The sequence below is a fragment of the Cyclobacterium xiamenense genome (assembly GCF_009467825.1).
GTDB classification, from domain to species: domain Bacteria; phylum Bacteroidota; class Bacteroidia; order Cytophagales; family Cyclobacteriaceae; genus Cyclobacterium; species Cyclobacterium xiamenense.
Window position 1 is genome coordinate 96,589 of the sequence record NZ_WIOK01000006.1, and the last position, 12,961, is coordinate 109,549.

A 12,961-nucleotide genomic window follows, 5' to 3' on the forward strand; every position below is an offset into this window, starting at 1 on the left:
CTCTTAATTTTCAATTTTTGGAAACAAACCCTGCATCAAACCCTTTTTATGTTGCTCCAACTGTTCTATTTTCTCCTGCTGGGTAGTGATGAGTTCACCCACAGCCAAAAGGCAGTAAGCGATTTTTTGTTGTTCTTTCTGGTTCTCAGGTAGAGGTATTGGTATAATGTCTAGTTTTTTTCTGTTCAACTTTGGTTGAGCCATCCCAGTCAAGAAGTCTTCAATATTTTTGGAATTCAAATACATTTCAACCAACACTTGGGTAAACCAATTTTCAAACTTTAAAACGTGCGCATGATTATTGACCCAAGTTTTACCAGAAATTGAAAAGGCAATTGGATAAACTCTAGCTATTAGATTCGCACCATCTTCAGAAATGAGCAAAAGGTCTTCATCAAAAATATAGTCTTTCACATAATCAATAATTCCTGATGCCCCATAATATGGAATTTCGCCCTTTTCTCTTTGATTGCTTGTAATAGGAATTCTATTAGAATCTAAATTTTCAGCGATTTTTCCCAGTTCATTCTCCACCCACTCCCCATCACCTTCAAACTCCGCAAAACGAACCTTAGGCGCCGTTTCGCCTCCTTGCGGGAAAAGGTTTTGCAGCAAGCCTTTTTTGTGGTCTTTAAGGGCGTCCAGCTTATCCTTGTGGGCGGCTATCAGCTCATCTAAAGAAGAAAGGCAGGAAGCGATTTTTTGTTGTTCAATTATTGATGGAATTGGAATTGTTATGTTCGAAAAATTCTGGTAAAACAGATAGCTCCGAATTCCGCCTTCAACATTATTTCCGACTTCATTATAAAAATGTGAGGTGTCAAAAAAATATAGTAGGAATTCATCACTTACCTTATCATTTGTTTTAAAACAAACGTATAAGGAGCTTATAATAATGTTGTGAAGATTGCCGCTATATCCAATTGAACCAATGTTTATTCTTGCTGGATTATAGGCAAATGTATTTTTCTCAATTACCTTGTACAATGATATGTCATAGTTTCTTTTAGAACTACTAATACCTTCAAACTGCTCACCTTGCGGTAAGAATCCTTCCTTATTATTAATAGAATATACAGGAAGATTTTTATTCTCCTTGTTTCTTTTTGATATGACTTTTGTGAGTCCTCCCAAAGTATCTATTTCCCAATTTTTTGCGTTATTGAACTCAGGAAAACGTAATTCTGGTATCAATTTCAATTCCTTACTCATATGCGGCTAATCCAGATATTTCACGCCCTTGGGCTAGTTTATTTAATTGCGGCACCAGGTCTTCCATCAAGGCCAGTTCTTTGGTCCGGCGTTCTTTCCAGCTCAATTCCAATGGTTCCAGCAAATCGGTAAGTTGCTCTCCGTCAAAAATCATCCGATTCATGATTTTTTCTACAAAGGTTTTGAGTTCCGCTGTTTGCAAGCCGTGCTTATGGGCAATGTCGGCCAGTTCTTTGTCGTACTTGTCTGCTTTGTAGGTTTCAAAGTTTTGCTTCAGTTCCTCCGCCGTTTGCCCAACGCTCCAGTCCACCTGGTTGATGTAGTCCGTCAGGTCTTCCTCTTCCTCCATCAAGTTAGCGTTGGATTTCAGCAAACTGATCACCTGGGCCTTGGTCATTTTCTGTTTGGAGGGCTTCCGTTGGGTGCTGTCGGCAATCAGGCCCATGATGTAGTCGTAATCAATCACCGCAGAGGAAAAGAGTACAAATTCAAAATCCAGTTGCTGAATGTCATCCGATGCCTCATCACCTTCTTTTTGCTGAATTTCCCGCAATTGCTTGGCGGTTTCCAGGTACGAGCTCCGGAACTCCTGTAAGGTGTCTTTGGGCAGTATCTTCTCAATTTGGGCCTGCTGCTCGGGATCCAGATCGGTGTATTGATCCAGCTGGGTTTTGAGTCGCTGCACCTCTTTGAAGTTTTTCACAAAAGCGATCCGGGCCGCATCTCCTTTCAGGTTGTAGACTTCCTGGGGTTCCACGGCCAGATCCTGTTCCTGCATGAAGTCCCCCAACTTTTCTACGGCTTCCTGGTAGTTGGTAATCACCACCGGAGCAGGATCCACCATCCAGATTTCTTTGGCCTTACCACCGTCTTCACCAGAGAACAGCGTAATGGCCTGATTTACGGCCTCCTGTTGGGAACGGAAGTCCAAGATATTGCCGTAAGGTTTGGTATCGTTCAGTACCCGGTTGGTGCGTGAAAATGCCTGAATCAGTCCATGGTATTTCAAGTTCTTGTCTACGTACAGGGTATTCAGGTACTTGCTATCAAAGCCCGTAAGCAGCATGTCTACCACGATGGTCAGGTCAATCTTGTTTTTGCGCAGATAATCTTTGTTACTGTATTTCTGATTTTTGATGCGGCTTTGAATATCCTGGTAGTATAGGTCAAAATTGTTAATATCGTGATTGGTACCGTATTGGGCATTAAAGTCGGAAATGATCTCCATTAACGCGGCTTTCTTCTCTTCCGGATTTTGTTTGTTGTCTTCTTTTTCCTGCGCTAAATCTTCCTGCAATTGCCTGATATCAGCAGCATTCTTTTGGCTTTGTTGATCGCCATTGCTCCCAATCAACTGTGCCGGCGGTGAAAATACACAAGCGATATTTAGCGGCACATAATCGTGTCCTTCCGATTCGCTCAGGGCACGTTTTTGCTTTTGAATCGCTTTGAACAAGCGATAGTATTCTATGGCGTTATTGATAGAAGCCGTTGCCAAAATGGCATTGAACTTCCGTTGATTAGTAGCTCGATCGTGCTTGTCGATAATGGCTTCCGCCACCGCTTGCTGAGCAATCGCCTCACCAGGCTTGACCTCCACTGAACCTTTCCCTTTGAAGTAATCGATATGAAATTTCAAGACGTTGCGGTCTTCTATGGCATGGGTAATGGTATAGGCGTGCAACTGCTTTTCAAAAATGTGTTCTGTGGTTTTGTAGGTTTCGAATTGATCTTCGCGGATCTTTTGGGTAGAATTTTGGTCAAAAATGGGCGTGCCGGTAAACCCAAAGAGCTGCGCATTTGGAAAAAAGGCTTTGATCGCTTGATGGGTATCACCAAACTGAGAACGGTGGCACTCATCAAAAATGAATACCATGCGCCTATCTCGCAAGCGTTCGAGGCGTTCTTTGTAGTTTCTTGTCCTGAGCGAAGCCGAAGGGTTCTTGTAGGTACCATCCAGTGCCAATCCCAATTTTTGGATGGTGGTTACAATCACTTTGTCTGCATAATCGGTCGAAAGTAAACGCCTTACCAGGGTTTCGGTATTGGTGTTTTCTTCCACACTGCCTTCCTGAAATTTATTGAATTCCTCCCGGGTTTGGCGGTCCAGGTCTTTTCGGTCCACCACAAACAGGCATTTTTCAATCTCGGAATTGAGTTTAAGCAGGGTAGAAGCCTTGAACGAAGTCAGGGTTTTGCCGCTTCCGGTAGTATGCCAGATGTAGCCATTGCCTCGATTTTGCTTCACGCATTCATCTATGGCTTTTACTGCATAGATTTGGTAGGGGCGCATCACCAGGAGCTTTTGTTCGGTTTCCACCAGCACCATGTACTTGCTGATCATTTCGCCCAGTGTGCACTTTTTGAGGAACCGCTCCGTGAAATCCTCCAGATGTTTGATTTTGTTGTTCTTCTCATCCGCCAGGTGATAAATGGGCAAGAATTGCTCATCTGCATTGAATTGAAAATGCTGCTTTTTGTTGTTGGCGAAGTAGATGGTATTGGACCGGTTGCTGACAATAAACAACTGCATGTAGCACATGAGCGAGTTGCCATACCCGTTGCCGGGTTCGTTTTTATAGTCGACGATTTGCTGCATGGCCTTTCGCGGGGAAATGTCCAGGCGTTTCAACTCTACCTGCACCATGGGCAGGCCATTGATCAGCAGAATGATGTCGTAGCGTTGGTTGCTGTTTTCGGTATTGATGCGCAATTGACATACGACCTCATAATCATTTTTGCACCAGTCTTTGTTATTGACCAGGGTGTAGTGCAGCGGTGTGCCGTCCTCCCGCTGGAAAAATTGCTGCTCCCTGAGTTTCTTGGACGCCTGAAACACATCCGGTTCAATGATCTCTTCGCGCAATCGCAGGAATTCACTATCAGACAAACGTACCCGGTTGAGCGCCTCGAATTTCGCCTTGAAGTTCTGTTCAAGTGTCTTCCGATCGACAATATCCGGCCGATGGGTGTATTTCAGTGCAGAAAGCTGCTTGATAAGATTTTCTTCTATTTGATTTTCTTTGGTCATGTAAACTTTCCTACCGTAATCGTGATCCAAACGTAATTTACAATTATTTCATAATATAAGGCATGTATGAACCAATAGCTTTAAGCGATTACTATTCGCAGGAATGGATTCCCCCGAGCTCAGGAGAGTGCAGGTTAGAATTGGTTGGCCAGGTTGAAAATTTCGTGCACACGTTCAATTCCCCCCATGTTGCCAGCATTTCTGGTTGCGGGAAAGGGTGTTTCGCTTGCAGCGGGCACCACTTTTTGTGGTGCCGATGCATCGGACGGACGTGGTTCGTTTTTTCGGGGCGGTTGCCGGCTTTTGCATTCCTACGGAACTCCCCTCGTGCAAATGGCAATACCCGGTTTCGCTTTTCGTTCGGTTCCGACACCGCAGGCCTTTTTGGGTAATGCCTGCACATTGCCGGGCCGGGATCGCCGTGCTTTTTCCGGTACGCGTCACGGGCGCTGCCCGCCAGTCCCAGTACCCTGGATCGATCTTCTTCTCCACGATGGTTTCGATCGAATCAGGCAGCTGGGAGTAAAAATCGATGCCGGTAAGCCGCTCCACCTCATCTACAGAAACCGCATAGGCCGCAAGGGGTCCTTGCCCTTTTCGGTTAGGAAGGATAAACCCAATTGCCGAATAGGATCCGTTTTCTTCGTCGTAATCCAGCAGCACCTTGTAGAAACGATTTGGAATGCTAACCTGATTCGGTCCGATGCGCCGCAAGCCGGGCTCCAATACCGGCCCGGTGGCCACATACAAGACGGACTGACCCACCGCCCAGGATCGAACCAAGCCTTCCAGTTGCTTCCATACACCTCTGTTAAATGACGGGTGTTGCGGACTCATGTTGCTCAGGTAAAAACTCTCCGACATGGCAGTCATACTGAAGGCCATGTCTCCCGCCGGTGCCAAATGACCCCGGTCGTATCCCGATGCCCGGTAATCGGACAGAGAGGCACTTCCCGTGGTGACCTTCGGATTCTCTCTGAAATTATCCGTTCGCTCGTACCTGCCGCTGCTCGCCTCGTAGGCGGTCAACTCGTAATACACCCAACTTGCCTGCTCGTGGTCCTCCGCATAACACAAGCTGTAATGCCGGTGATGAATGACCTGCCCCGAAGGAGCGGCAGGCAAAAACGCCTGAGCAAAAAGCCCCAAATGGCTTGAAAGAAAAAGTAGAATATACCCGAAAAACTTCACCTGCTTTGTTTAATTACGCTCAACCAACGCACTTATCGTTTGTTCTGTTTATCGCTGCATCGTCAATCCACGGTTTTCACAAGATTTTCCTGAACGAATCTGCTGGATTTTACCTGATTTGCCTGCGCCAAACACCCATTTAATACCGGTTAGACCAACCCCAACCCAAGCCGGAAGAAGACCGGCACCACCCCCTCATTTTCTCCCCAACCACCGAAGCAAGGTGTTGTACCGCCGGGACCAGGAGCGCTGAAAGCGCAGCGGACCATTAAGCTCTTGTTGAAAAAAGTCCGCATGCTTTTTATTCAAATAGGCGATTCGCTCCCGCTTTTTTTGCCGGGTTCCCGTTTTCTTTCGTTTGCTACCGGGAGTAAGCCGGTAATAAAAACCCACAAAAGGCAATTGCACCACTTCTCCTCCATTTTTGAGAATTTTTATCCAAAACTCCCAATCCTCCCGGCCCATGTGCATGTCTTCTGAGAATCCCCCCACAGCGTCGGCATCCGATTTGCGCAGCAGCGCCGCTACAAATATCATGTTATCCCGGGCCAATGCCCGCAGACTAAAGGGCTTTAACTTCCATGCCTTCTCACCGGCCTCCGAAAATTTCACCGCCCGACAGTACACGACCTTTACCTCCGGACGCTGCTGCAGCACGGATACGGCTTCGGCGATGTAGGCGTCAGATACCGTATCGTCTCCATCCAGTGGCAGCACAAATTCCCCCTGCGCTGCCCGAATCCCGGTATTTCGCGCCCGGGCCACCCCTCCGTTCGGCTGATCAATGACACGAACTTCCGGGTGCTTTTTTTCCAGCGAACGCGCTCTTTCCAGGGAATCATCCGTGGACCCGTCGTTGACAAGCAGCAGTTCCAGGGGCCGATAGGTAGATGCCAGGACGGAACGGACGGTTTCCTCCAGGTACCTGCCCTGATTGTAGCAGGGGATGACCACGGAAACCCATCCCGGCCTCATGACGCAACATACGTTTGGTACAGGGGTTCGCCCTTTTTTAGCGCCAGGGTGTTCGGACCAAACTTACGGGTGCCGTAGCCGTTGGCCTGCAAGAGGGCCAGGCAGCTGGCGTAATCCGTTTCGTTTAATCCCACGTTCTCAAAAACGATGGCAGCGGGCTGACTGAACGGCAGATCGAAAATTCGGATCACTTCCAGGTCGTAGCCTTCGGCATCGATTTGCAAGAGATCGATCTTGGAAATCCCGTAGCGCTGCATCAGGGTGTGGGGAGCGATCACCGCTACTTCCTCCTCGCTGATCCATTCCTCCCTGTCTTCCGGAATATCGATACCAAACTTCGTACAATTGGCCGCTACAATGCCCTCCTCGAATGCGCTTTCAATTTTTTCCCGGGAGAAGGAAGACAAGCCCGTAGCCCAGCGCATATCGGAAAAGCCGATCTTATAGATCGGCTGGGCACCGTCTTTTTCCCCGATGGCCGCACACACCGTTGTAATTCCTTCGTTTTTGGCGTAGATCTCTTTTAAGAACTGGTGGAACACCTGAGGTTGTGGCTCCAGCAAGACTCCCTTCCAGCCGTCTCGTTTGATAAATTTGTGGATCGGGTCGTGGGTAATGCCGTCGTTAGCGCCTATCTGAATCACGGTAAAATCACCCCTTTTTGACTGGGAATAGTGGTGCAGAAATGCGCTCAGGCTGCCCTTTCCTGGCGTATAGAGGTACCGGTAAAAGCCGATAAAAAGCGGATGATTGGAAGCACTCAAGCGAAAACGCAATGCTTTCCATTGGCGTTGGAGTTTTCTTTTTACGGGTAGGATTGCTTTTTTCATGGGCGTCATGGACCAAAACTAAGAAAATATATGCACATCTACGGGCTATATCCCCACAGGCGACACCTTTGGGCGGCGCCAACATGGGGAGCCCGCAGGAAAAGCTTAGAGCAGCCCCTTAAATTGTTGCAAAAAGCGGATGTCGTTTTCGGTAAACAGCCGCAGGTCGTTGATCTGGTACTTGAGCATGGCAATGCGTTCGATACCCATACCAAAGGCAAATCCGGTATATTTCACCGAATCGATGCCGCAATTTTCCAGCACGTTGGGATCCACCATGCCCGAACCGCCAATTTCCACCCAACCGGTACCCTTGCAAATGTTGCATCCTTTGCCCCCGCAGAGCTGGCAGGAAATATCGATTTCCGCACTGGGCTCGGTAAACGGGAAAAAGGAAGGCCGGAAGCGCACCTGTGTGTGCTTTCCAAACATTTCTTTTGCGAAATGATACAGGGTTTGTTTCAGGTTGGAGAAGCTCACGTTTTCGTCCACATACAATCCTTCCACCTGGTGAAAAATGCAATGTGCCCGGGCGGAGATCGCCTCGTTGCGAAACACCCTTCCCGGCGATAAGGTCCGGATGGGCGGTTTTTGGTTTTCCATGACCCTCACCTGAACGGATGAGGTATGGGTTCTCAACGCGATGTCCGGATTCTTTTCAATAAAAAACGTATCCTGCATTTCCCTGGCCGGGTGATTTTCCGGGAAATTTAACGCCGTGAAGTTGTGCCAATCGTCTTCTATTTCGGGCCCTTCGGACAGGTTAAAGCCTATTCGCTCAAAAATCTCCACGATGCGTTGCCGGGTAGCCGTCAGGGGATGAATACCTCCAACAGGCCAGGTGGTCGGAGGCAGGGTAAGGTCTGGACGGGGTCCTTGCTTTCCCTTCGAACCGCTCTCCACGGCATCTATCAGTTCCTTGAATTTCTCTTCCGCCAGTTGTTTTACCTCGTTGACCGCTTGTCCAAATGCTTTTTTTTGCTCGTTGGGGATGGATTTCATTTCGGCAAAGAGTGCTCCAACCACACTCTTTTTACTAATAAACCGCATCCGGTAGGATTCCAGCTCTGCTGCCGTTTCGGCACGCGCTGCAGCAATTTCAGCTTTGATCTGGTCTATTTTCTGGCTTTGCATGTACAATTTGGTCTTTTTACGAGCGCAAATCTAAAATAAATTATTGAGGCCACCTACCATTTAAAACAGGGAAACGCGCGTTCGTGCTATTGCGTCCCTTCCTCCTCCTCTTTTCGGGGAATCTTTGGCTGCATCAGACCTGAACTTCCCATGAGTCCGGAAAACGTGGCTTTCCAGAGGTAATTGAAGACAAATTTATGGTGAATGCGCTCATAATAAATGGGCGAAGCGACCAGGCGCCGGAAAATGGGCCGGGGATTGTTTTTCCGCATGGCGAGGGCATTGATCACAAAGGTAAGGATACCCTTTCGGCCTCCTGCTTCCCGCAAGGTTCGCTCTTCCAGTAGCCTTACTTTCAAATCGTTGTATTTGAGTGTCATCTCTCCGATGGCATGATCCTGATCGGCGACAAACTGCCATTCCCCTTCCCGAACCAGCCCTCGTTCTACGGTGACAAAAGCATTGGATTCCAAAATGGAATTGATGACCGGCAGTTCAAACGCACCCACACGGGCCTTCACGGCGATGGGGTAGGGAGAAGCGAAGCTCATGGACAGGTCCACGTCCAGTTCTGCTGTATCGTTGATCTGAAAGCTCGCTTCCACCAGGGCCGAATCCCGCTCCTGTTCGATCGGCCCCAGACGAAAGGGATACATGCGCGCATTCATCCGACCAAAAGTAATCTCACCCGGGACCATTCCTTTTTCCGGAAATTCCCGGTACCGGAGGCGCCCGTTGGTTACGATCAGGGTATCCAGATCGAATACCCTGCCCATCGCCTCCATTACCTGCTGAGGCATGGGTTTCACCACGGTGGTGTCCTCGGTAACCCGTTTGTCCCGAAATATCTCGGCATAGGGAGAGAAAACGGTCATGGACCGCGCGATCAGTTTTTCTTCGGCGATAAACCTACTCGCATCCAACCCCTCGACCAGCAGCCGGGGGATGTACACGTCTGCTACGTCCGTTTGCTTGCCCACCTGCCTGGCATAGGCGTAGGTTCCCCCTTTTGGGAAAAACCGAAGGTCGTTAAGTTCGAGTTCATTTTCGGAAATCAATACCCGGCCAATCCGCAGCATGTTTAAACTATCCGGTAGCTCCAATTCATAATCTTTGAGCTCGAACTGAAAGTCTTTGTTGAAAAAAAACGCCGAAGAAATATTCTGCTTTTCGGTAAAATCAAAATTCAAGTCGCTTAGCATCAGGCTAAGGTTTTGGAAAGCCGTCACTCTGCTGGTATCTGCCTTGTCTATGAGGGATAACCTCCCCCCGGTAAGCGAGAAATCGCGGATAAGCAACTGCTCCAAAACCTTTTGAATGACCTCTTTTTCTTGCTCTGGCTGCAGCAGCGTAATGGCTTCCTCTTCGTCCAGGTAAATACGCACCTCCGGGTCAGTCAGTCGGAGAAGCGACACATCCAGGCTTCCCGTGCGTTGAAAACTCTGCAGGGAACGGGTGTTGATCGAAACCCGAGGAACATTGGCCCGAATGATGGGTACGCCCCGTATACCTTCGAGCTGATTGGGCAGGATCCGCAGATTTTCCACCAAAATCTCCTCTTCCCCCGAATCAAATCCGATCCTGGAAAAATTGAGCGTATGAATACTATCCTTTAAGGCCAGGGAAAAGTCATCCACCTCCAGGCTAATGTTTGAGAAAAAGCTGGCGATGTCTCCCTCGGAAAGCCGGGCTGAGTCCAGGAGAAAGCCTGCGACGGATAAGTTGATGCCTGTCCGGATCAAATCCAGGTCTTTTCCTTCCTGGTAATAGGCCACATTGAAGGAGGCATTGGAAGTCAGAATGGAATCGATTTGGATGACCTCGATGGTCTTGGGCAGGTTGCGGGAGGATCGCGGTTCTTCTTCCTCTGTATCGGCTTCTTCCTGTCCGTAGGCCCTGTTAATGGACAATTTCACTCCTGCATCGGTGAGTTTTAACTGGGAGAGCGACAAGGTATTGTCAAACAAAAAGGCTTCCAGGTCTACACCCCGAAAGCTCAACTCTGGGATGCTGGCTTCAATGCTTACCTTGGAGTCCAGGTAGCGGTTGGGATTGAGTCGTACATTGAAGGTATTGATTTCCTCTCGGGCAGAATTGAACGTAATTCGTTCGGCCACGATGCTGTATTTTCCGTTGGCAATATTGAATAGGTAATTCTTTAGGTTTACATCCACTTCTTCCGCAAACAGGGTGCGGTTATCGGCAAGATCTACGGTTTCATCCAGGTAGAAATTCCGAATATTGACGGCAATATCGTTCTCTGCAAAAGACCGAAACCGTTCGTTGGCAAAGTTGTCGTAGACAAACGAACCCTCATTGATACTCAGGGAGTCGATCCGTACCACCGAGAAATAATTGGTGATTAGGTTCAAAATATCGCCGCGCTCCAATTTTGCCTGCTCTTCGTCGTCTTTTGGAATGTATTTGGTCCATTGGATATCCGGGCCAGGTATATCGATGTGGTTGATGAATAACTTTTCCTGGAAATAAGCCTGATTGATGTCTACACCTGTAGCCAGAAATTCGGGTATTTCTATGTCCAGGACGGTGGTCCTTCCGTACCGTTCCAACAGTTGCAGCACCTCTTCGGGAGAATGGGGCTGTAGCCGAAAGCCGTTGATTAGCAGTTGCTCTTGCCTGGTATCGATACGGATTCTGTCTGCGGAAAACAGGTGCAGGTTATCGGACAGCTTGAGTGCGTAGTCTTCTATCTCCAGTTGGAGGTTTTCTGCCAGAAAAATTCTGGAGGAGGAGTCGCTGCGTTGCTGTTCGTCCAGCTGAAAATTCTCGAGTACAAAATCGATTTTCCCAAAAGAAAGGCTATCCTGCCGGACCCGGAGGTGGTTGTCCAGCACCAGGCTTCCTTCCTCCATTTCCAATCGCTGTATATAAATGGCTTTTAAAAAACCCTGGGTTAGCTGCTGCAGGGAGGAAAGCTTGGGGGCTTCCTCTGGGTTCCCGGAGCTTCCCAGAATATCTCGAATAGCCACTTTGGGTGCCCGAATCATGAGTTCCCCGATATCCACTATTTTCTCGTTGTACACTTTTCTCAGGTTGGCGTTGGCAAAATCCAACTTGGGTACTTTGACCTCAAACAAGGAGATATCGGTGAGGCTATCTTCGTCTACAATGGGGTTGATTTCCACCTCACTGATCGTTACCCGGTCTTCGGCGGAGGACAAGTAGATATTCCGCCCGGTCACCCAATGAATTTCATCCGCCAGGGATATCCTGGCCCGGTCAATTTCTAAAACTGCATCCCTGGAGTAGAAGAAGCTATTTTCTTTCAACGCTTCATCCTGTCCTATATACACTTCGTCCATGGAAAAATGGATATCTTCGGCTTCTATGCGATTTTTGTTGGGGTTATTGACGCCTCGCTGTAGAAATTGCCCCCGGTCAATGGTAAGGTCCTTTACGGAAATAGAGGTAAGCACGTCCCGAATCAGTTCGTACAAATCCGTCGTTCTTCGTTCGTTTTCGAGGGCTGTGCGGTCGGTATACAGCACAAAATCGGGGCCCTCCAGGTTCAGTGAGCCCACCTTGACCTCTGCTGTCCGAAACATTTCCATGATGTCTGCATCTTCCAGCAGAAGTTGGTCCAGGGAAATTTCGTAGTAGACATCGGCAGACTTTTCGAGGTCCGGAACCACCTGCAAGGTTTGGGCACTGATTTGCTTGTCCAGGGAAGATACCGCTACCTTCGCTGCCGTAACCCGGTGTATGCTGTCGGATAACACGATCTCAAAATCGTCGAAATCCAGGCGGAATCCCTGTAGTCCAAATGGCAGGGCCACTTGCTGTTCTCCACCGACTTGAATGTTCCTGACGTACAAGTTGGTATTTGAGGCTGAAATCGACTTTTGACTGATGAAGTTTTCTATCAGCAAATTGGCCTGATCCACGTAAAAATCCCCGACCACAATCTCCCGGATTTGCGTGCCCAGGGATTTTTGAATCTCGTTTTCGAGCAATTGCAGGGGGCTCTCCTCGCTTTCTTCCGCCTCTCCGGATTTTTGGCGGGATTGTACGCTTGGCGAAGTCAGGCGCAAAGTACCAATGGAAAGGCGGCCGGAGGTTCGGGAATAACCCAAACCCAGCAAATCCAATTGATCGATGGCTATCCGGTAATAGGGGATTTTCTCTGCATCAAAAATGGCTGGATCCGTCGGCGTCAGCGAAAAACGCTCGACAAAAATACCCCGCTGAAAAAGCGACAGGTAAATCCGATCAAAGTCGACGGCATACTTTCCCTGGGAGACTTCGGCTACCTGCCGCTTGATGAATTCCCTAAAAAGCCAGTCTCCACCAAAATACAAGGTTGCCTGCAACAGCAAGCCCAGGAGCAAGAGGACACCCAAAACCTTCAACGTGCGTCCCCGGTTTTTTTTCTCCTGCTTGGTATGTACGTTTTCTTCCTCCATTTCCGGATCAAGAATACAAAATAAAGTGGATATTATTCAAAATTTGCAGACAAAAGAAGCTTTTATAACAGGGTCTTGACAAAAAAAATCCGGCAACTTCCGTAAAAGGCAAGTTGCCGGATTTCACAAAACCGCTGTAGGAGAAGGACTCGAACCTCCACGGA

The 12,961-nt window shown here is 48.4% G+C and carries 7 protein-coding genes; all 7 read right to left on the reverse strand.

The genetic code is table 11. The annotated features are described in order from the left end of the window. Nucleotides 1–3 precede the first annotated feature (3 nt). Nucleotides 4–1,212: a restriction endonuclease subunit S gene (locus GCU44_RS06180; protein ID WP_154855143.1), complete on the reverse strand. Its 1,209-nt coding sequence runs from the start codon at nt 1,210–1,212 to the stop codon at nt 4–6. After that, nucleotides 1,205–4,243, reverse strand: coding sequence for a type I restriction endonuclease subunit R (locus GCU44_RS06185; RefSeq protein ID WP_154855145.1), 3,039 nt, complete (start codon nt 4,241–4,243; stop codon nt 1,205–1,207). Before GCU44_RS06185 ends, GCU44_RS06180 begins: the two co-directional genes overlap by 8 nt. 174 nt (nt 4,244–4,417) lie before the next feature. After that, nucleotides 4,418–5,434 (reverse strand): DNA/RNA non-specific endonuclease, encoded by a 1,017-nt coding sequence (locus GCU44_RS06190; protein ID WP_154855147.1) that lies wholly within the window; start codon nt 5,432–5,434, stop codon nt 4,418–4,420. A gap of 195 nt (nt 5,435–5,629) precedes the next feature. Beyond that, entirely contained in the window at nt 5,630–6,409 is a 780-nt protein-coding gene (locus tag GCU44_RS06195) for a glycosyltransferase family 2 protein (protein ID WP_154855149.1), read from the reverse strand. Beyond that, nucleotides 6,406–7,239: an FkbM family methyltransferase gene (locus tag GCU44_RS06200; RefSeq protein ID WP_241684858.1), complete on the reverse strand. Its 834-nt coding sequence runs from the start codon at nt 7,237–7,239 to the stop codon at nt 6,406–6,408. The genes GCU44_RS06195 and GCU44_RS06200 overlap by 4 nt, the downstream gene beginning before the upstream one ends. Before the next feature lie 105 nt (nt 7,240–7,344). Beyond that, on the reverse strand, nt 7,345–8,373 hold the full coding sequence (locus GCU44_RS06205; protein ID WP_154855153.1) for a phenylalanine--tRNA ligase subunit alpha: 1,029 nt from the start codon (nt 8,371–8,373) through the stop codon (nt 7,345–7,347). 86 nt (nt 8,374–8,459) lie between these two features. Then, nucleotides 8,460–12,797 carry a hypothetical protein gene (locus GCU44_RS06210; RefSeq protein WP_154855155.1) on the reverse strand — a complete coding sequence of 1,446 codons (4,338 nt, stop codon included), beginning with the start codon at nt 12,795–12,797 and terminating at the stop codon, nt 8,460–8,462. Nucleotides 12,798–12,961: the final 164 nt, after the last annotated feature.

Bases quoted from the DNA above. Each gene is read 5' to 3' on its own strand.
- GCU44_RS06185 (WP_154855145.1), bottom strand. From the start codon at position 4,243: ATGACCAAAGAAAATCAAATAGAAGAAAATCTTATCAAGCAGCTTTCT.
- GCU44_RS06205 (WP_154855153.1), bottom strand. From the start codon at position 8,373: ATGCAAAGCCAGAAAATAGACCAGATCAAAGCTGAAATTGCTGCAGCG.
- GCU44_RS06200 (WP_241684858.1), bottom strand. From the start codon at position 7,239: ATGAAAAAAGCAATCCTACCCGTAAAAAGAAAACTCCAACGCCAATGG.
- GCU44_RS06195 (WP_154855149.1), bottom strand. From the start codon at position 6,409: ATGAGGCCGGGATGGGTTTCCGTGGTCATCCCCTGCTACAATCAGGGC.
- GCU44_RS06210 (WP_154855155.1), bottom strand. From the start codon at position 12,797: ATGGAGGAAGAAAACGTACATACCAAGCAGGAGAAAAAAAACCGGGGA.
- GCU44_RS06180 (WP_154855143.1), bottom strand. From the start codon at position 1,212: ATGAGTAAGGAATTGAAATTGATACCAGAATTACGTTTTCCTGAGTTC.